Genomic DNA, 20,188 nt, shown 5'->3' on the forward strand with positions numbered 1-20,188 from the left:
CGCCGTCAGTCGGTGGGCGGGGTGAGCGTCGCCTCGGCGCGCAGGTCGCGGCGGAGCCGCTCGACGGCCCGGGTGAAGGCAAAGATCAGCACCAGCGCCACGGCGGTGCCCGTGACGAAGACCGGCACGGTCAGCAGCGGCTCCCGGTAGGGGCCGTCGGCCTGGGCGCGGACCACCACCGGGGCCAGCGCCAGCGCGGCGAGCACGAGGGCGGCCGGGCCGAGCACCAGCAGGCCGGTGAGCACGCCGGTCTCTTCCACCGGGCGGCCCACCGTCCGGGCGGCCGCGCTGAGGCCGAAGCCCAGCGCCAGCCCGAGCCCCACCACCATGAGCACCGGCTGGGCCTGGACCGTCGAGGGCAGTTGGGCCCGGACCACGGCGGAGCCGAGCGGCATGGCGACGGCGGCCAGCACCAACCCCACCGCGTCCCAGGGCAGCGTTCGGGCGGGCGACCGGGCCAGCAGCGCGGCGGCGGTGAGGGCGGCCACCCCGGTCACCGTCACCAGGAACACCGACTGCGGCGTGTACCGGTAGACGATGCGGAAGGCGTACAGCAGGGCCGGGCCGGCGCCGACGCAGAGCGCCACCCAGCGGGCCGCCGGCACCCCGCCCGCCCGGTACGCCCACCAGAGCAGCACCAGCCCGACCAGGGCCGCGACCAGCACCAGCGACCAGTGGCCGAACTCCTCCACCGCCCGGGTGCGGCGATAGCCGGCGAAGCCGTCCGGGCTGACCCGGAAGGTGGTCACCACCCAGGAGCGGACGAGCAACCCGGCCACGGTGAGAGCGGCGGCCACCACGACCACCAGCACCGGCCGGACCGCCGGGCGGCCCACCGGCGGCACCGGCACGTCGAGCCCTCTCCGGTTTGCCAGCAGCGCGGCGAGCACCGTCACCAGCACCGCCAGCCAGAGCTGCACGGTGACCGGGGAGACCGACCGGGCGTACCGGTCGGGGAGCGTGTCCTGGACCAGCAGGGTGGCCACGGGTTGCAGCACCAGCCCGGCGGCCAGGCCACCGGCGGGCAGCCAGCGCGCGGCGCGCGGCGCCTGCCCGACGGCGAGCAGGGTCCCGCCCAGCGCCACCCCGACGCCGACGGCGGCCAGCACGGCCGGGACGACCGTCCGCGCGGGCAGCGCGTACCCGGAGACCAGCGCCACCGGACCACCGGCCACCTGGTCTGCCGCCGCCACCAGCAGCAGCGCACCCGCCACCACCGGCCAGCCGGGCAGCCGCGGCACCAGGGCGACGGCGGCCACCACGACGGTCAGCAGCACGGTCACCAGCGGCGCCGCCCGGACCGGTGAGCCCTCCACCAGATCGGCGTAGCCGGACTGGACCAGCAGCGCCAACCCGCGCGCCGCGACCAGCACCCCGACCGCGAACGCCGCCAGCGCCTCCACCGGCTCCGGCCGGTCCCACCAGCCCGGGCGTACGCGTATCCGCTCGTCCATGGTCTGCCTCCCCCGCGGTCCCGGACGCGGCCGATGCTGTCACAGCGGGGGGTCCGGCGCTGTCCCGTCGCGGTCCACCGGCCGGGGCGCGCCGGTTAAGCCGTGGTCGGTGGGCCACCGGCTGCCTACGATCGGCTGATGACCGACACGGCGAGGACGGCCCGCACCGGCGTCCCCGAGCGTCCGACCCTGGACGGCCTCGAGGAGAGCTGGGCGCGCCGCTGGCAGGAGGACGGCACGTACGCGTTCGACCGGACGAAGCAGCGGTCGGACGTGTACGCGATCGACACGCCGCCGCCGACCGTATCGGGCGAGCTGCACATGGGACACGTCTTCTCGTACACGCACACCGACACGGTGGCCCGGTTCCAGCGGATGCGCGGCCGGACCGTCTTCTATCCGATGGGCTGGGACGACAACGGCCTGCCCACCGAGCGCCGGGTGCAGAACGTGTACGGGGTGCGCCCCGACCCGTCGCTGCCGTACGACCCGGACTGGCAGCCGCCGGCCGGGCCGGTCGGCGACGACGCCCGGAAGAACCCGACGGCCGTCTCCCGGCGCAACTTCATCGAGCTGTGCGAACTGCTCACGGCCGACGACGAGCAGGTCTTCGAGGCGCTGTGGCGGCGGCTCGGGCTGTCGGTGGACTGGTCGCTGACGTACACCACGATCGGGCGGGTGGCCCGGGCGACCAGCCAGCGGGCGTTCCTGCGCAACCTGGCCCGGGGCGAGGCGTACCAGGCGGAGGCGCCGACGCTCTGGGACGTCGGCTTCGCCACCGCCGTCGCACAGGCGGAGCTGGAGGACCGGGAGCGGCCCGGGGCGTACCACCGACTGCGGTTCACCGGGCCGGACGGGCGCGAGGTGCTTATCGACACCACCCGGCCCGAGCTGCTGCCGGCCTGCGTGGCGCTGGTCTGCCACCCCGACGACGAGCGGTACGCCGACCTGGTCGGCACGTCCGTGCGTACCCCCGTCTTCGGCGTCGAGGTGCCGGTGCGCGCGCACCCGCTGGCGGACCCGGCCAAGGGCACGGGCATCGCGATGGTCTGCACCTTCGGCGACCTGACCGACGTGACCTGGTGGCGGGAGCTGCAACTGGACACCCGGGTGGTGATCGGCCGGGACGGGCGGCTGCTGCCCGAGCCGCCGGCCGGCGTGCCCGCGCAGCCCTACGCGGCGCTGGCCGGGCAGCCGGTGAACGGTGCCCGGCGGACCCTGGTGGAGCTGCTGCGCGACGCGGGTGACCTGGTCGGCGCGCCGCGCCCGATCAGCCACCCGGTGAAGTTCTACGAGCGCGGCGACCGACCACTGGAGATCGTCTCCACCCGGCAGTGGTACCTGCGCAACGGCGGCCGGGACGCCGGCCTCCGCGCGGAACTGCTGGCCCGGGGCGCCGAGCTGCGCTGGGTGCCCGAGCACATGAAACACCGGTACGACCACTGGGTGGGCGGGCTGACCGGGGACTGGCTGGTCAGCCGGCAACGCTTCTTCGGGGTGCCGGTGCCGGTGTGGTACCGGCTCGACGACGCTGGCGAGCCGGACTGGAGCCAGCCTCTCACACCGCCGGAGGCGATGCTGCCGATCGACCCGTCCAGCGACGCCCCACCCGGCTACGACGAGGCGCAGCGCGGCGTGCCCGGCGGGTTCGTCGGCGACCCGGACGTGCTGGACACCTGGGCCACCTCGTCGCTGAGCCCGCAGATCGTCGGCGGCTGGGAGACCGACCCGGATCTGTTCGGCCGGGTCTTCCCGATGGACCTCCGCCCGCAGGGGCAGGAGATCATCCGGACCTGGCTCTTCGCCACCGTGGTCCGCGCCCACCAGGAGTTCGGCGTGCTGCCCTGGCGGGACACCGTGCTCTCCGGCTGGATCCTCGACCCCGACCGGAAGAAGATGTCCAAGTCCAAGGGGAACGTGGTCACCCCGATGGCCCTGCTGGAGCAGCACGGCTCCGACGCGGTCCGGTACTGGGCGGCCAACGGCCGACCCGGCATGGACCTGGCCTTCGACCCGGCGCAGATCAAGGTCGGCCGGCGGCTCGCCACCAAGCTGCTCAACGCGTCGAAGTTCGCCCTCGGGCTGGGCGCCGCCGACGCGCTGCGCGCCCCGGCCACCGAGCCGCTCGACACCGCCATGCTCGCCGAACTCACCGGCGTGGTCGGCACCGCCACGGCGGCCTTCGACGCGTACGACCACACGGCGGCCCTGCAGGCCACCGAGTCGTTCTTCTGGCGGTTCTGCGACGACTACATCGAACTGGTGAAGGAACGCGCCTACGGCACCGGGGCGGGGGCCGACTCGGCCCGGGCGGCCCTGGCGACCGCGCTCTCGGTGCAGTTGCGGCTCTTCGCCCCGTTCCTGCCCTTCGTCACCGAGGAGGTCTGGTCCTGGTGGCGGTACGGCTCGGTGCACCGGGCCACCTGGCCCACCACCTACGAGGTGGGCCGGGCGATCCAGGCACCCGGTGACCCGGAGCTGCTGCGGCTGGCCGCGGACGCCCTCGGCCAGGTGCGCCGGGCCAAGTCCGAACGGAAACTGTCGATGAAGGCGGAGGTGCCGCTGGCCGAGGCACTGGGGCCGGCGGCCCTGCTCGACCGGCTCATGCTGGTCACCGACGACGTGCGCGCGGCCGGCCGGATCGGCAAGCTCGACCTCCTCCCCGACCGCACCGGTGAACTCGTCATCGCCTGCGCCTTCTAGATGTAAGGAGGGGCCCCCTGTTAACGCATTTCGTATAGCAGGGGGCCCCTGTTAACAACCGCCCCTCGCCCGCGCGCCGGCGCCCGCCGTTGGAGCAGTTGTTAATAAGGGGCCCCTGCTATACCGGAGGCGTTAACAGGGGCCCCCTCCTTACATCTCAGCTGGTTTCGCCGGCCACGCTGAAGGAGCGGAGGCGGTCGATCGCCAGCACCGTGAAGCCGACGCTGACCAGCGCGGTCAGCACCGCCGCCACCGGCACCGAGACGGTGGTCGACAGCAGGTCCGTCGGGGCCATCCGGTCGGCCAGGGCGATCACCCACTGCTGGATCGAGAGCACCTTCGTGCCGCTGACGAACCGGCCCAGCAGCCCCTCCCAGATCAGCACGTACACCAGGCCGAGCAGCACCGGCCGCCGGGTGACCAGGCTCAACGCCAGGAACAGTGCCGAGTACGCCAGCGCGCCCAACGCGGACGCGGCGGCCAGCGCCAGACCGAGGCGTACCGAATCGGCGAGCACGCCCACGACGTAGATCGGCACGGCGACGGTGGCCGCGGTGACCCCGGTCGCCACCGCGAGCTTCGGCAGCACGATCTGCCAGCGCGGCAGCGGCTTGGTCAGGATGTGCACCACCGTGCCGTCGTCGATCTCCGCACCCAGCACGCCGGTGCCGACGATCAGCGCGACCACCGGCAGCACCACGGCCAGGCCGAGACCCACCACCACCGGCGGCGCCCACTGGCCGGGGTCGACGCCGAGCGAGCGGGAGACGATGGCGAGCACCAGCAGCACCGCCGGCAGCGGGAGCAGCAGCAGGAACCGCCGCCGGCCGAAGAGCCCGCGCACGGTGATCCAGGAAACGGTCGACATGTCCTCAGCTTCTTTCGTTCGTGACTGCGGGGCTCACTCGCTGCGCTCGTTCACTCCTCGCACTCACCGTCAGGCCCCCACCAGATAGGAGAAGACGCTCTCCAGGGACTCGTCCTCGGGCGTCAGCGTGCGGACCCGGATGCCCCGGGCCAGCGCGATCTTCGGCAGCGCCCGGGTGAAGGCGCCGTAGTCGCCGGCCCGGACGGTCAGCCCGTCCCGGCCCAGCTCCACCCCGGTCACCGACTCCTCGGCGATCAGCGCGACCGCGAGCGCCCGGTCGTCGGTGGAGCGGACCGCGAAGACGTGCGGCCGGTTGGTCATCAACCGCCGGATGGTCCGGAAGTCGCCGGAGGCGGCCAGCCGGCCGGCGACCATCACCTGCACCGTGCCGGAGACCTGCTCGACCTCCTCCAGGATGTGCGAGCTGAACAGGATCGTCCGGCCGGCGTCGCCGAGGGAGTGCAGCAGGGCCATCATGTGCAGCCGCTGCCGTGGGTCCATCCCGTTGAACGGCTCGTCCAGCAGCAGCACCTGCGGGTCGTGGACCAGGGCCGCGGCGACGCGGGTGCGCTGCCGCATGCCCTTGGAGTACGTGCCGATCCGGCGCTCCTGCGCGCCCTCCAGCTCGACCAGCTCGATCGCCCGCCGGGCCGCCGCCTCGGGGTCGGGCAGCCGGTGCAGCTTCGCGCTGGCCAGCACGAACTCGTACGCGGTCAGGAAGCTGTGCACCGCCTCCCGCTCGCTGACCAGGCCGAGCCGCCGGTAGACGGCCGGGTTGCGCCAGGTGGGCTCGCCGTCGAGGGTGACGCCGCCCCGGGACGGGGCGAGGAAGCCGGCCATCATGTGCAGCAGCGTGGTCTTGCCGGCCCCGTTCGGGCCGAGCAGCCCGGTCACGCCGGGCCCGAGCCGCATGGTGACGTCGTTGACCGCCACCACGTTGCCGTACCAGCGGGACACGCCGGCGAGGTCGAGGGTGCTGGTCGGCGTGGTGGGCGTGGTAGCCGTCGGGCCGACGCTGGTCGTGGTCATCGGGCGGCCACCTTCCGGTATCGCAGCAGCAGCAGGGTGACGCAGCCGGCGACGAGCAGCACGGCGGCGAGGACGTAGACCGGACCGAAGTCGCCGATCAGCCGGTTCGCCTCGCCCGCCGGGGCCAGCAGGTCGCCGAGGGTGAACAGGCCGACGCCCTGGACCAGGGTGGACGGCGAGGCGAGCAGGGCCAGCTCGTTGACCGTCCGGGACGGCATGATCGACAGGGTGCCGACGATCGGGGTGGTCATCAGGAAGGCCGCCACGATGCCACCGGCGGCGAACGCCCGCTTGCCGGTGAGCGAGGCGATCAGCAGGCCGACGGAGGCGAAGACCACCGCCCAGAGGGCCGCGTAGAGCAGGCCGGGCAGCAGGTCCAGCAGCTCGTTCCAGACTCCGCGCATCCCGTCGTCGGTGGTGAACGCGGCACCGAGGAACATCACCAGTTGCGGCGCGCCGAGCAGCAGCCACAGCGCGGTCATCAGGCTCAGCAGCTTGGCCAGGGCGTAGTCACCGCGCGGCAGCGGGCGGGAGAAATAGAGCGGCAGCACCCCGCTGTGCAGGTCGCGGGAGACCAGCTCCGGCCCGACCACCGCGACGAAGAAGATGACCAGCCAGCTCATCGCGTCGGCGAACTGGGCGTACGTCATCACCACCTGCCCGGTCTGGCTGCGGACGGCGGTCAACCCGGCGGCGGTGACCACCACGATGCCGACCACCAGCCAGGGGAAGATCTTCGCCTTGGCGCTGCGACCCAGCCCGAACGCGGTGCGCAGACCGTGGCCGTAGAGGGCGCCGAAGACCTGCCGGCGACCCAGCCGTGGCCCGGTGTAGCGCTGGTAGCCGATGTCGTGGATGACGCCCGTCGACTCAGACATGGCTGGGCTCCCTCACGGCGAAGAGTTCGGCCACCCGGTGCCGGCGCTGGTCCAGCCGGTGCAGCGGCAGGTCCAGCTCGGCGACCGCGCCGAGGATCAGGTCGTACGTGGCGTCGTCGGCGAGCGGCACCAGCAGCAGCCGCCCGTCCCGGGACACCGGCAGGTCGAGCGCGGCGAGCCGGGTGGCCAACTCCTCGGTGCCCTCGCTGACCTCGACGGCCAGCACGTCGGTGGCGGAGGTCATCGCGGAGATGTGGTCGGCGCGCAGCAGCCGCCCGCCGTCGATGGCGACCAGCGTGTCGCAGATCCGTTCCACCTCGCCGAGCAGGTGCGAGCAGACCAGCACGGAGATGCCGAACTCGGTGCCGATCCGGTGGATCAGGGCGAGCATCGCGTCCCGGCCGGCGGGGTCGAGGCCGTTGGTCGGCTCGTCGAGCAGCAGCAGGTCCGGGTCGTGGACGAGGGCCTGGGCCAGCTTGACCCGCTGCTTCATGCCGGTCGAGTAGCCGCCGACGGCCCGGTGGCGCTCCTCGTGGAGGCCGACGTGGCGCAGCGCCTCGGACGCGCGTTCCCGGGCCACCGTGCGGGGCAGCCCACTGATCCGGCCCAGGTGGGTGACCAGCTCGGCGGCGGAGAGGTCGGGCGGCAGGGCGTCGTGTTCGGGCATGTAGCCGACCCGGGCGCGGACCGCCGCCGGGTCGGTGGTCGGGTCGAGGCCGAGCACGGAGACCCGGCCGCTGGTGGGTGGGAGCAGGCCCAGCAGGATCTTGATCAGGGTGGACTTGCCGGCGCCGTTCGCGCCGACCAGGCCGATGATCCCCGGCTCGACCGACACCGTGAGGTCGGCGAGCGCGGTGACCCGACCCCCGTACGTCTTGGTCAGCGACTCGGTCGCGATCAGTGTCACGCCCACCAGCCTAGGAACACCGGGCTCGCACGGGCATCGGGAAACGCTCGGGGATGCCCCTGATTCGGCCCGGAGCGCCGCCGGGTGGTCGGTAAGGGTTCGGTAAGCGCCGCGCGGGGTGACCGGCGGGAGACTCGTCGCATGCGTGATCGCCTGTGGCGCAAGCCGCTGACCCGGGTCGTGGTCGCCGTCGTCGGCGCCGGGACCGCGTTCGGGCTGTTCTGGTTCCAGCCCTGGAAGCTGGTCACCGACATCGAGGTGCACGAGCAACTCACCGCGCTCGGGCCGGCGTCGCCCGGCCCCCTGCCGTCCGGCACCCCCGCGCCGGCCGGTCCGACGCTGGTCGGCGAGGGTGAGTTCGTCGGTCACGAGCACGACACCATGGGCAGCGCGCGGCTCGTCCGGGGTGTCGACGGCCGGTTCCGGCTGGAACTGGTCGGGCTGGCCACCTCCAACGGTCCGGATCTTCACGTCTGGCTGACCGACCAGCCGGTGCGTACCGGTCCGTCCGGGTGGAAGGTCTTCGACGACGGCCGCCGGGTCGAGCTCGGCGCGCTCAAGGGCAACCGCGGCGATCAGGCGTACGACCTGCCGGCCGGGACCGACGTCACCGGCCTGACCAGCGTGGCGATCTGGTGCGAGCGGTTCGCCGTGTCGTTCGGGGCCGCCCCGCTGGACCCCACCGGTTGACCGCTGCGGCGCCGGGCGGAACGCCCGGTGGCCGGGAGGTGGAGTGGCGCTCTCGACCGATCGCCGGTGGGCTGCGAAACTGTGTGCCGGCCGGTGAGTTGGGGGTTCGATGAGCAACGGGTGGGTGCTGCCCGAGGATGTCTTGCGGGACGCGCCGGCATACGCGCCCCGCACCGGTGAACTGGCCGATCTGGAGTTGCTGCTGACCGGGGCGTACGCCCCGCTGACCGGCTTCATGACCCGCGCCGACCTCACCGCGCTGGCCCGACGCGGCCGGCTGGCCGACGGCACGCCCTGGCCGGTGGCGGTGACCCTCCAGGTGCCGGCGGCGCTCGCCGACGGCCTCGACCCGGACGACCCGGTGCACCGGGCGCTGGTGCTGACCGACGGCGAGGGCGCCCCGGTCGCGGCGATGGAGGTGACCGACCGTTGGCCGGTGCGGGAGGGCATCGTCGGGGTCGGCGGGCCGGTCCGCCGACTCGGTGACGGCGGCCACGGACCGTTCCAGCGGCTGCGGCGCAGTCCCGACGACGTCCGGGCGCTGCTGCCCCCGGGCCGGGTGCTCGGTGTCTTCGCCGACCGTCCGCTGCACCGGCCGCAGCTCGCCCAGATCGCGCACGCCGCCCGCACGCTCGGCGCGCACCTGCTGGTGATGATCCCGGTGGGCGAGGAAGCGGTCGGTGGACTGCCGTCGGAGGCGCTGGTCCGCAGCGTCTTCGCCGCCCGGGACCGGATGCCCCCGGCGACCCTGGTGGCGGTGCCGCTGGTCCGCCGGCGCGACGAGATCAGCGACGCGCTGCTGCGGTCCCGGATCGCCGCCGCGTACGGGGTGACCCACCTGCTCTCCACCACCGACGTCTTCTCCGGGGCGGGTCTGCGGGTGCTGGTGCCCCGCGAACTGGCCTACGACAACCGGGACGGGCAGTGGCGCTGGCGGGAGGACATCCCGCCGCGCAACCGCCGGCTGGCGCTGAGCCAGGCGGAGATCGACGACCTGCTGGACCGGGGCTTTCCGCTGCCCGAGTGGCACACGCCGCCGGCGGTGGCGAAGGAGCTGGCCCGGGCCCGGCCGCCACGCCGGCACCGGGGCCTGGTGGTCTTCCTGACCGGGCTCTCCGGCTCGGGCAAGTCGACCATCGCCCGAGGTCTGGCGGACGCCCTGCGGGAGGGCGGCGACCGGACGATCACCCTGCTGGACGGGGACGTGGTGCGCCGGGAACTCTCCGCCGGCCTGACCTTCAGCAAGGCCGACCGGGACCTGAACGTGCGCCGGATCGGCTGGGTGGCCGCCGAGATCGCCCGGCACCGGGGGGTCGGCATCTGCTGCCCGATCGCCCCGTACGCGGCCGCCCGGGCGACCGCCCGGGAGATGGCGCACGCCGCCGGGGCGGGCTTCCTGCTGGTCCACGTCGCCACTCCGCTCCAGGTGTGCGAGCAGCGGGACCGCAAGGGCCTGTACGCGCGGGCCCGGGCCGGCCTGCTCACCGGGATGACCGGCATCGACGACCCGTACGAGGAGCCGACCGACGCCGATCTGGTGGTCGACACCACCGACATGACCATCGAGGAGGCGGTCCAGCAGGTGATGGACCACCTGACCGAGACCGGCTGGGTGGAGCCCCGCCTGCCGTCCGCCTGATCCGCCTCGACGCGACGCCGCCACCCGGCCGGGTGGCGGCGTCGCCGTTTCCGTGACCTGCTGCTTCCGTGGTACGCCCCTGGGCGCTAGTGTTCATCTTTGTTGGAACACGTTCGACCGCGTGGGTCCGGGTCTCGTCGAAGTCCGAAGCCCCACCTCCGGTCGCAGAACCGCGGAGGTACGGCGGATGCTGGCGCGACAGCGGCAGGCGGCCATCCTGGAACGGGTCCGCACCGCAGGCGGGGTACGGGTGACCGAGCTGGCCGCCGAGTTCGGCGTCTCCGACATGACCATCCGGCGCGACCTGGAGACGTTGCACGAGCAGGGCCTGCTCGCCAAGGTGCACGGCGGGGCGACCGTCGCGGGGCCGGGCTCCACCGACGAGCCCGGCTTCCGGGCCAAGTCGGTCCGGCAGTCGGCCGAGAAGGCCGCGATCGCGGAGCGGGCCGTCCAGCTGGTCCGCCCCGGCGCGGCGATCGCCCTCTCGGCCGGCACGACCACCGCCGAGCTGGCCCGCCGGCTGGTCGACGTGCCCGGCCTGACCGTGGTGACGAACTCCCTGCCGGTCGCCGAGATCCTGCACGTCGGGGGTGGCCCCGGGCAGACCGTGGTGCTCACCGGCGGCGTACGGACCCCGTCCGACGCGCTGGTCGGGCCGCTGGCCGTCGCGGCCATCGCCGCCCTCCACCTGGACCTGCTCTTCCTCGGGGTGCACGGGATCAGCGAACGCGCCGGTTTCACCACCCCGAACCTGATGGAGGCGGACACCGACCGGGCGCTGGTGGCGGCGGCCGACCGGCTGGTGGTGCTCGCCGACCACACCAAGTGGGGCACGGTGGGGATCTCCTCCATCGTGCCGCTGACCGCCGCGGACGTGCTCGTCACCGACGACCGGTTGACGCCGGACGCGCGGCGGGTACTCGACGAGAAGGTGGGCGAACTGGTGGTCGTGCCCGGCACCGGGCCGGCCACGGAGGAGGCGGAGTGAAGCGTACGCAGATCGAGCTGGCCGACGGCCGCGAGCTGATCTACTTCGACGAGCGGGACGACGCGGTCCGCGACCAGCCCGACCGGCGGGAGCTGCCCCCGCCCCCGCCCGCGTCGCAGCTGCGCCACGACCCGCTCACCGACGAGTGGATGGCGGTCGCCGTGCACCGGCAGACCCGCACCTTCCTGCCCCCGGCCGACCAGTGCCCGCTCTGCCCGTCCCGCGGTGACCGGCACAGCGAGATCCCGGCCCCCGACTACGACGTCGCGGTCTTCGAGAACCGCTTCCCGTCGCTGAGCCAGCGGGTCGCCGACGAGCCCGCCGAGATCACCCCGTTCACGCCGGTCCGGCCCGGCCGGGGCCGCTGCGAGGTGGTCTGCTTCACCGACGACCACAACGCCTCGTTCGCCGGACTGCCGCCGAGTCGGGTGCGGACCGTGCTGGACGCGCTCGCCGACCGGACCAGCGCGCTGAGCGAGCTGCCCGGGGTGGAGCAGGTCTTCCCGTTCGAGAACCGGGGCGTGGAGATCGGGGTGACCCTGCACCACCCGCACGGCCAGATCTACGCGTACCCGTTCGTCACGCCCCGGACCCGGTCGATGCTGGCCGCCGCCCGCCGGCACGCCGACCGCACCGGCGGCAACCTCTACGCCGACGTGCTCGCCGCGGAACGCGCCGCCGGGGAGCGGGTGGTGGCGAGCAACGCGCACTGGACGGCGTACGTCCCGGCGGCCGCCCGGTGGCCGTTCGAGGTGCACGTCGCCCCGCACCGGCCGGTGCCGGACATCCCCGCCCTGGACGACGCCGAGCGGGCCGCGTTCGGGCCGCTCTACCTGGACGTGCTGCGCCGCTTCGACGGGCTGTTCGACCTGCCCATGCCCTACATCGCCGCCTGGCACCAGGCCCCGGTACGCATCGACCGCGAGCTGGGCCACCTGCACCTGCAGCTGTTCACCATCCGGCGGGCCAAGGACAAGCTGAAGTACCTGGCCGGCTCGGAGTCCGGCATGGGTGTCTTCATCAACGACATCGCCCCCGAGCGCGCCGCCGAACTCCTCCGCGCCGTGTGACGACGGCGGCGCCCGGTCGACACGTCGTAGACAGGGCGCGGGGGGCCCGGGACAGGGCCCCCCGCAGGGAAGGGACGGCTGGCTGTGTGCGACAGCCGGGAAGGCTGGTCGATCGGCACTCGTGCCGCGAGGCGACCGCGGTCAACCTTCCTCGGACGCGACTGGCATCACGTCCATCCTGCCCAACGACCCGCCCCACCCCGGGTGACGCCCCACCTCACCGCGCGATCTTGCAGCGGGCGGGCGGAAACGACGGAGCCCGCCGGCGGGTGCCGGCGGGCTCGGTCGGTGACGCGGTACGGAATCAGGCGTTGATCTTGCGCGCCAGGTTCTCGTCGAGCGCGTTCATGAACTCGTCGGTGGTCAGCCACGGGGCGTCCCGCGAGATGAGCAGCGCGAGGTCCTTGGTCATCTGGCCGCCCTCGACGGTGTCGACGATGACCTGCTCCAGGGTGTTGGCGAACTCGGTGACCGCCGGGGTGCCGTCCAGCTTGCCCCGGTGGGCCAGGCCCCGGGTCCAGGCGTAGATCGAGGCGATCGGGTTGGTGGAGGTCTTCTCGCCCTTCTGCCACTGCCGGTAGTGCCGGGTGACGGTGCCGTGGGCGGCCTCGGCCTCGACGGTACGGCCGTCCGGGGAGAGCAGCACGGAGGTCATCAGGCCGAGCGAGCCGAAGCCCTGCGCGACGGTGTCGGACTGCACGTCACCGTCGTAGTTCTTGCAGGCCCAGACGTAGCCACCCTCCCACTTGAGCGCGGCGGCGACCATGTCGTCGATGAGCCGGTGCTCGTAGGTGATGCCGGCGGCGTCGAAGTCGGCCTTGAACTCCGCCTCGAAGACCTCGGCGAAGAGGTCCTTGAACCGGCCGTCGTACGCCTTGAGGATGGTGTTCTTGGTGGACAGGTAGACCGGGTACTTGCGGTCCAGGCCGTACCGGAACGAGGCGCGGGCGAAGTCCCGGATCGACTCGTCGTAGTTGTACATGCCCATGGCGATGCCGCCGCCGGGGAAGTTGGCGACCTCCATCTCCATCGGGGCGCCGCCGTCGGCCGGGGTGTAGGTGATGGTCACCTTGCCCGGGCCGGGGACCACGAAGTCGGTGGCCTTGTACTGGTCGCCGTGGGCGTGCCGGCCGATGACGATGGGCTTGGTCCAGCCGGGGACGAGCCGCGGCACGTTGGACATGATGATCGGCTCGCGGAACACGACGCCGCCGAGGATGTTGCGGATGGTGCCGTTCGGCGACCGCCACATCTTCTTCAGGCCGAACTCCTCGACCCGGGCCTCGTCCGGGGTGATGGTGGCGCACTTGACGCCGACGCCGTGCTCCTTGATGGCGTTGGCGGCATCGACGGTGACCTGGTCGTCGGTCGCGTCGCGGTTCTCGATCGACAGGTCGTAGTAGTGCAGGTCGACGTCGAGGTAGGGCAGGATCAGCTGCTCCCGGATCTGCTTCCAGATGATCCGGGTCATCTCGTCGCCGTCGATCTCCACGACCGGGTTGTTTACCTTGATCTTCGCCATCGGCCGGCGCTCCTCTCGGGGGACACGTGCTCAAGCAGTACGAGCGTACTGGAAACAGGCCGGCACCCCCCAGTCGGCCTCGGTGGGCGGGAAAACCGGCCGGCCGACCTGGGAATCACTGGCACCGTCGTCCGATGCCACTGAGCCGCACCCTCGGGTCTATCACGGTGACCCCGCCCACCGACGGCGAGGCCCCGTTCTTCCCGCCCCGCGCGACGGCGTTCCCGTCGTCCTGACCCACCTGCACAGCGATCACATCGGCTGGGCGGTCACCGGAACACCCGGCCGCCCCTGGCTCCCGAACGCCGACCACGTGGTGCAGCGGGCCGAGCTGGACCGCCACCTCCCGCACCCCCTCCCCCCATCGAGTTGAGCAAGAGGTTTGCGTCACGATCGGCGCGATTCATGACCCGAACCTCTTGATCAACTCCACCGGAGCGGGTGGCGTGGTGGGGTGGGCGGAAAGAGCAGGAGGGGCACGCCGGGGTGCCGGCGTGCCCCTCCTGTGGGTGTGATCGGGTCACATGTTGGCGACGTCGGCCTGCTTGGCGCGGACGGCCTCGGCGGCCTCCTTCAGGCTGGCCAGCTCGTCGGCGTCCAGGTCGGTCTCGACGACCCGCTTGACGCCCTCGGCGCCGATCTGGGCCTCGACGCCCAGGTAGACGCCGGAGATGCCGTACTCGCCGTCGACCCACGCGCAGACCGGCATGACCTCGCCGGAGTCCTCCGCGACGGCCTTCGCCATCCGGGCGGCGGCGGCCGAGGGGGCGTAGTACGCCGAGCCGGTCTTCAGCAGCGCGACCACCTCGGCGCCACCGTTGCGGGTCTTGACGACCAGCTCCTCGATCTGCTCGGCGGGCATGGCGTCGCGCAGCGGCTTGCCGTTCACGGTGCTCTGCGACGGCACCGGCACCATGGTGTCGCCGTGCGAGCCGAGGGTGAGCGTCTTCACCGACTTCACCGGTACGTTCAGCGCCTCGGCGACGAAGTTGGTGAACCGGGCGGTGTCCAGCATGCCGGCCTGGCCGAGCACCCGGTTCTTGGGGAACTGGGAGGCGAGCTGCGCCATCGCGGTCATCTCGTCGAGCGGGTTGGACACGACGATGACGACGGCGTTGGGGGCGTACTTGGCGACGTTCTCGGCGACCTGGCGGACGATCTTGGCGTTCGTCTCCAGCAGGTCCATCCGGCTCATGCCCGGCTTACGGGCCAGGCCGGCGGTGATGACGACGACGTCCGAGCCCTCGATGGCCTCGTAGCCCTCGCCGTTCGGGCCGGTGGTGACGCCGACGACCTTGGTCTCGAAGCCCTCCACCGGGCGGGACTGGTTGAGGTCGAGCGCGATGCCCGCCGGCTTCCCCTCGACGATGTCGGTGAGGACGACCGTCTCGAAGACGTCGTACTCGGCCAGGCGCTGTGCGGTGGTGGAGCCGTAGAAGCCGGCCCCGACGACAGTGACCTTCTTACCCATGGTCGTCCCACTCCCTGATACCAGTCGGTTTTCCGGACCGTATCAGTCATCCTGGCACCGAACCGGCCAGGGGCGGCGGCCATCGCCAGGATGGGGCGAACGTCACCGCCGCCCGGTTCGGACCCGCCCTCAGCCGCGCTCGGCGCGCTCGACCACGTTGGTCAGCAGCATGGCGCGGGTCATCGGCCCGACACCGCCGGGCATCGGCACCAGTCGGCCGGCCACCTCCCGCACCTCGGGGTCGACGTCGCCGGTGTAGCGGCCCTTGCCGTCCGCCCCGATGACCCGGGTGATGCCGACGTCCACCACGGTCGCGCCCGGGGTGACCATGTCGGCGGTGAGCAGGCCCGGTACGCCGGCCGCGACGATGACGATGTCGGCGGCCCGGGTGTGCGAGGCGAGGTCCAGGGTGCCGGTGTGGCAGAGGGTCACGGTGGCGTTCTCGCTGCGCCGGGTGAGCAGCAGGCCGAGCGGGCGGCCCACGGTGTTGCCCCGGCCGACCACCGCCACCTTCGCGCCGCGCAGCGGCACGTCGTGACGGCGCAGCAGCTCGACGATGCCGCGCGGGGTGCAGGGCAGCGGGCCGTCGTAGCCGAGCACGAGGCGGCCCAGGTTGACCGGGTGCAGGCCGTCGGCGTCCTTGTCCGGGTCGATCATCTCCAGCGCCCGCTGGGTGTCCAGGTGGGCGGGGAGCGGGAGCTGCACGATGTAGCCGTGGCAGGCCGGGTCGGCGTTCAGCTCGGTGAGCACGGCGTCGACCTGCTCCTGGGTGGCGTCGGCGGGCAGCTCGCGCCGGATCGAGGCGATGCCCACCTCGGCGCAGTCGCGGTGCTTGCCGTTGACGTACGCCTGGGAGCCGGGATCGGCACCGACCAGGACCGTGCCCAGTCCGGGGGTGATGCCGCGTTCCGCGAGCGCCTTGACCCGTACCCGCAGCTCGTCCTTGATCTGCGCCGCGGTCGCCTTGCCGTCCAGGATCGTCACCGTCACGCCTGAATCGTCTCATGACGCGGGGCCACCGATCCGACGACGCCGCATGGTGACTCTGCGTTACGTGTCGTTATTCACCGAGAGTGAGCTTCTGTGCTGTGCACCACATGTTGGGACGGACAGTCGATCATGAAAAGGCACAGAGCGGACAGCGGGCCGGCAACCACGCGGCCGGCACCCAACCTGACCACCCAACCGGCACGACCCCACATTCATCCCACTTGACCAGGGTTTTCACTCTGGCTATTAGCAGACGCCGCAGCAGTCGACAAGACCGGGGTGGGCCATCCGTTACCCGTTCGCAACGGTCTCGTTGCCGAATGCCACCCCGACGACCTACGGTTGCCGCCGATTGCGCACAGTCACCCAACGCCGGGCCTGACTGCGCAGCGTGAGGAGATGAGGAGACTCAATGCGTGTTCGTAGGCTCGCTGCCTGGACCGCTCTCCCGCTCGCGGTGACCCTGGGCCTGGTGGCCTGCGGCTCGGGCGGCGACGGCGGATCCGGTCAGCGCGACCCCAACGCGGCGGTGCGGATCGAGATCGCCGAGCCGCAGCACCTGGTGCCGACCAACACCAACGAGACGAGCGGCTCGCAGGTGCTCTCCGCCCTGTTCAGCCCGCTGGTCGACTACGACGGGGCGAACAAGCCCCACGAGGTCGCGGCCCAGTCGGTGACGTCGTCGGACAACACGGTCTGGACGGTCAAGCTGAAGGACGGCTACACCTTCCACAACGGCGAGAAGGTCACCGCCGACAACTACCTCGACGCCTGGAACTACGGCGCGTACGCCCCGAACGGCCAGAACTCCAGCTACTTCTTCGAGAAGATCGCCGGGTACGAGAACCTCCAGGGCGAGAAGCCGAAGGCGAAGACGCTGAGCGGGCTGAAGAAGGTCGACGACCTGACCTTCACCGTGAAGCTGTCCGAGCCGTACAGCGAGTTCAAGTCGATGCTCGGCTACACGGCCTTCTACCCGCTGCCGAAGGCAGCCTTCTCCGCCCCCGGTGTGCTGGCCGAGGGCTACGAGCAGGCGCCGATCGGGCAGGGCCCGTTCCGGATGAAGGGCACCTGGCAGCACGACGCCAAGGTCGAGGTGACCCGCTACGACGCGTTCCCCGGCGAGAAGCCGAAGGTGGGCGGCGTCGAGTTCCGGATCTACCAGCAGCCGACCGCCGCGTACGCGGACGTGCTCTCCGACAACCTCGACGTGATCAAGACGATCCCGACCGAGAACCTGTCGACCGCCGCCACCGACCTCGGCGACCGGTTCCAGCAGAGCCCGGCGTCGTCGCTCCAGGTGCTGGCGATCCCGACCTTCCAGAAGGAATTCGCCAAGCCCGAGGTGCGCAAGGCCATCTCGATGGCGATCGACCGGGACGAGATCACCAAGTCGATCTTCAAGGACTCGCAGCAGCCGGCGCGCTCCTTCGTCTCACCGGTCGTCGCCGGCTACCGGGAGAACACCATCGGCACCGCCGGTGAGTTCGACCCGGCCAAGGCGAAGGCGATGTACGAGGCCGCGGGCGGCCCGAAGAAGATCGAGCTGTCCTACAACGGCGACGGTGGCCACAAGGACTGGGTCGACGCGACCTGCAACCAGCTCAAGGCGAACCTGGGCGTGGAGTGCGTCGGCACCGCCGAGCCGAAGTTCGCGGACCTGCTGACCAAGGTCAAGCAGAAGCAGTCGGTCGGCCTGTTCCGGATGGGTTGGGTCATGGACTACCCGTCCATGGAGAACTACCTGGGCCCGCTGTACAGCACCAACGGCTCGTCGAACTACTACGGCTACAGCAACCCCGAGTTCGACAAGCTCCTCGCCGAGGGTGCCAAGGCCCCGAACGAGGAAGCGGCGATCAAGAAGTACCAGGCGGCGGAGGACCTCCTGGCCGAGGACATGCCGGTGATCCCGCTCCGGTTCGGCCAGAACAACTTCGGTCACTCGACCAAGGTCAGGAACGTGGAGATGGATCTCTTCGACCGGGTCGACCTGCTGAAGATCGAGGCCGTCAAGTAACACCGCGCTCGACGGGTCGGGTCACCACCGGGTGGCCCGACCCGCCACGCCCTTCGCCCCTTTTCAGAGAGACTGCACAGTATGTTCCGCTTCATTCTGCGGCGACTGCTCCAGATGGTCCTCGCCTTCTTCGGGACCACGCTGATCGTCTACGCGCTGATGTTCGCCGGTCAGGGCGATCCCATCCAGGCGCTCGCGGGCGAACGCCCCGTCACCGCGGCCCAGCGGGCATACCTGACCGAGAAGTACCACCTCGACGCCACCGGCGTCGGCGGCTTCTTCTACCGCTACCTCGACTACCTGAAGAACCTGCTCCAGGGCGACCTGGGACAGTCGCTGACCGGCCGGCAGATCAGCGACGTCCTCGCCGCCGCCTGGCCGGTCACCGTGCAGCTCGCGCTGATCGCGATGGCCGTGACGGTGCTCTTCGGGGTCACCGCCGGCGTGCTCGCCGGCATCCGCCGGGCCAGCATCTTCGACAACTCGACGCTGGTGCTCACGCTGCTCGTGCTCGGCATCCCGACCATCGTGCTGGCCCCGCTCGCGCAGTACCTCCTCGGCGTCAAGTGGCAGCTCTTCCCGCCGACCGCCGGCGCCGAACCCGACCTGTACGCGCTGCTGCTGCCCGGCATCGTGCTCGGCTCGCTCTCGCTGGCCACCGCGCTGCGGCTGACCCGGACCTCGGTGGCGGAGAACCTGCGCGCCGACTACGTCCGGACCGCCCGGTCGAAGGGCCTGGTCAAGCGGCGGATCGTCGGCGTGCACGTGCTGCGCAACTCGCTCATCCCGGTGGTCACCTTCCTCGGCGTCGAGCTGGGCAACCTGATGAGCGGCGCGATCATCACCGAGGGCGTGTTCAACATCCCCGGTGTCGGCTTCAACCTGTTCCGCGGCATCCGCACCGAGGACGGCCCGCTGGTGGTGGGCATCGTCAGCGTGCTCGTCGTGGTCTACCTCGTCTCCAACCTGGTGGTGGACGTCCTGTACGCCGTACTCGACCCGAGGATCCGCTATGAGTGATTTCGAAACGGTGGCGGCGACCGAGGACCAGTCGGCGCGGCGCGGGGTCTCCGGGGAGCCGGGCACCCCGGCCGCCACCCAGCGGCCGCGCAGCCTGGCCGGGGACGCCTGGCGGGAGCTGCGCCGCAAGCCGATCTTCTGGATCAGCCTCGTGCTGGTGGTGCTGGTCGCCGCGATGGCCGCCGTACCGTCGCTCTTCACCGCCAACGACCCGCGGGACTGCCTGCTCTCCCGGCAGCACGCCGGGCCGTCCGGCGGGGCCATCTTCGGGTACGACTTCCAGGGCTGCGACACGTACGCCCGGGCCGTCTACGGTGCGCGCGCCTCGTTGCTGGTCGGCGCGCTCTCGGCGCTGCTCACCGGCGTCATCGCGCTGGTGGTCGGGATGCTGGCCGGCTTCTTCGGCGGCTGGGTCGACGCGGTGCTCTCCCGGGTGATCGACATCGTGCTCGGCATCCCGCTGCTGCTCGCCGCGATCGTGCTGCTCAAGCGGGTCAGCACGAGCAGCGACAACGTCCGGCTGTTCGCGGTGATCTTCGTGCTGGCGGTGCTCGGCTGGACCACCGCGGCCCGGGTGGTCCGCTCCTCGGTGATCACCGCCAAGGGGCAGGACTACGTGGCCGCGGCCCGGATGCTCGGCGCCGGCAACGGCCGGATCATGTGGCGGCACATCCTGCCGAACGCGCTCGCCCCGGCGATCGTGGTGCTCACCATCGCGCTCGGCTCGTTCATCGCCGCCGAGGCGACGCTGAGCTTCCTCGGCATCGGCCTGAAGGCCCCGACCATCTCGTGGGGCATCGACATCGACGCCGGCCGGGTGCACATGCGCGAGTCGGCCACCCCGCTGGTCGTCCCGTCCGCGTTCCTGGCGCTGACCGTGCTCGCCTTCATCATGCTGGGCGACGCGATCCGCGACGCCTTCGACCCGAAGCTGCGGTGATT

At 71.9% G+C, this 20,188-nt stretch carries 16 protein-coding genes; 8 read left to right on the forward strand and 8 right to left on the reverse strand.

What is annotated here, in order from left to right; genetic code table 11:
- Window positions 1–5 precede the first annotated feature (5 nt).
- Window positions 6–1,454, reverse strand: a complete 1,449-nt coding sequence (locus tag MRQ36_RS08540; RefSeq protein WP_242794365.1) for a hypothetical protein — start codon at window positions 1,452–1,454, stop codon at window positions 6–8.
- Between the two features lie 138 nt (window positions 1,455–1,592).
- Here MRQ36_RS08540 and valS point away from each other — a divergent pair, with 138 nt between their 5' ends.
- Entirely contained in the window at window positions 1,593–4,157 is a 2,565-nt protein-coding gene (gene valS, locus MRQ36_RS08545; protein WP_242794366.1) for a valine--tRNA ligase, read from the forward strand.
- 157 nt (window positions 4,158–4,314) lie between these two features.
- On the opposite strand, the gene MRQ36_RS08550 is transcribed toward valS, so the two are convergent.
- From MRQ36_RS08550 to MRQ36_RS08565, 4 genes are all read right to left on the reverse strand, one after another.
- Window positions 4,315–5,025, reverse strand: coding sequence for an ABC transporter permease (locus tag MRQ36_RS08550; protein WP_242794367.1), 711 nt, complete (start codon window positions 5,023–5,025; stop codon window positions 4,315–4,317).
- Window positions 5,026–5,094: 69 nt separating this feature from the next.
- Window positions 5,095–6,054 (reverse strand): ABC transporter ATP-binding protein, encoded by a 960-nt coding sequence (locus MRQ36_RS08555; RefSeq protein ID WP_242794368.1) that lies wholly within the window; start codon window positions 6,052–6,054, stop codon window positions 5,095–5,097.
- Entirely contained in the window at window positions 6,051–6,932 is an 882-nt protein-coding gene (locus tag MRQ36_RS08560) for an ABC transporter permease (protein WP_242794369.1), read from the reverse strand. The genes MRQ36_RS08555 and MRQ36_RS08560 overlap by 4 nt, the downstream gene beginning before the upstream one ends.
- Window positions 6,925–7,839, reverse strand: coding sequence for an ABC transporter ATP-binding protein (locus MRQ36_RS08565; protein WP_242794370.1), 915 nt, complete (start codon window positions 7,837–7,839; stop codon window positions 6,925–6,927). The genes MRQ36_RS08560 and MRQ36_RS08565 overlap by 8 nt, the downstream gene beginning before the upstream one ends.
- Window positions 7,840–7,980: 141 nt before the next feature.
- Here MRQ36_RS08565 and MRQ36_RS08570 point away from each other — a divergent pair, with 141 nt between their 5' ends.
- The 4 genes from MRQ36_RS08570 to galT all read left to right on the forward strand — a co-directional run bounded on the left by MRQ36_RS08570 (window position 7,981) and on the right by galT (window position 12,226).
- A complete protein-coding gene (locus tag MRQ36_RS08570) occupies window positions 7,981–8,529 on the forward strand; it encodes a DM13 domain-containing protein (protein WP_242794371.1) in 549 nt (182 codons plus the stop codon).
- Between the two features lie 109 nt (window positions 8,530–8,638).
- A complete protein-coding gene (gene cysC / locus MRQ36_RS08575; RefSeq protein ID WP_242794372.1) occupies window positions 8,639–10,168 on the forward strand; it encodes an adenylyl-sulfate kinase in 1,530 nt (509 codons plus the stop codon).
- A 187-nt stretch (window positions 10,169–10,355) separates the two neighbouring features.
- Window positions 10,356–11,156 carry a DeoR/GlpR family DNA-binding transcription regulator gene (locus tag MRQ36_RS08580; RefSeq protein ID WP_242794373.1) on the forward strand — a complete coding sequence of 267 codons (801 nt, stop codon included), beginning with the start codon at window positions 10,356–10,358 and terminating at the stop codon, window positions 11,154–11,156.
- The gene (gene galT, locus MRQ36_RS08585; protein WP_242794374.1) at window positions 11,153–12,226 is read left to right on the forward strand and encodes a galactose-1-phosphate uridylyltransferase; all 1,074 of its coding nucleotides are present in this window, start codon (window positions 11,153–11,155) and stop codon (window positions 12,224–12,226) included. The genes MRQ36_RS08580 and galT overlap by 4 nt, the downstream gene beginning before the upstream one ends.
- Window positions 12,227–12,530: 304 nt before the next feature.
- Here the strand turns inward: galT and MRQ36_RS08590 are convergent, their stop codons facing one another.
- The 3 genes from MRQ36_RS08590 to MRQ36_RS08600 form a co-directional block, all read right to left on the reverse strand.
- The gene (locus MRQ36_RS08590; protein ID WP_242794375.1) at window positions 12,531–13,748 is read right to left on the reverse strand and encodes an NADP-dependent isocitrate dehydrogenase; all 1,218 of its coding nucleotides are present in this window, start codon (window positions 13,746–13,748) and stop codon (window positions 12,531–12,533) included.
- A gap of 520 nt (window positions 13,749–14,268) precedes the next feature.
- The gene (gene mdh / locus MRQ36_RS08595) at window positions 14,269–15,219 is read right to left on the reverse strand and encodes a malate dehydrogenase (protein WP_242794376.1); all 951 of its coding nucleotides are present in this window, start codon (window positions 15,217–15,219) and stop codon (window positions 14,269–14,271) included.
- A 129-nt stretch (window positions 15,220–15,348) separates the two neighbouring features.
- Window positions 15,349–16,209: a bifunctional methylenetetrahydrofolate dehydrogenase/methenyltetrahydrofolate cyclohydrolase gene (locus MRQ36_RS08600; RefSeq protein WP_242794377.1), complete on the reverse strand. Its 861-nt coding sequence runs from the start codon at window positions 16,207–16,209 to the stop codon at window positions 15,349–15,351.
- A 412-nt stretch (window positions 16,210–16,621) separates the two neighbouring features.
- Between MRQ36_RS08600 and MRQ36_RS08605 the strand changes: the two genes are divergently transcribed.
- From MRQ36_RS08605 to MRQ36_RS08615, 3 genes are all read left to right on the forward strand, one after another.
- Entirely contained in the window at window positions 16,622–18,226 is a 1,605-nt protein-coding gene (locus tag MRQ36_RS08605) for an ABC transporter substrate-binding protein (RefSeq protein WP_242794378.1), read from the forward strand.
- A gap of 81 nt (window positions 18,227–18,307) precedes the next feature.
- Window positions 18,308–19,246, forward strand: coding sequence for an ABC transporter permease (locus tag MRQ36_RS08610; protein ID WP_242794379.1), 939 nt, complete (start codon window positions 18,308–18,310; stop codon window positions 19,244–19,246).
- The gene (locus tag MRQ36_RS08615; protein ID WP_242794380.1) at window positions 19,239–20,186 is read left to right on the forward strand and encodes an ABC transporter permease; all 948 of its coding nucleotides are present in this window, start codon (window positions 19,239–19,241) and stop codon (window positions 20,184–20,186) included. Before MRQ36_RS08610 ends, MRQ36_RS08615 begins: the two co-directional genes overlap by 8 nt.
- Window positions 20,187–20,188 lie beyond the last annotated feature (2 nt).

Source organism: Micromonospora sp. R77 (assembly GCF_022747945.1).
Taxonomy (GTDB): Bacteria; Actinomycetota; Actinomycetes; order Mycobacteriales; family Micromonosporaceae; genus Micromonospora.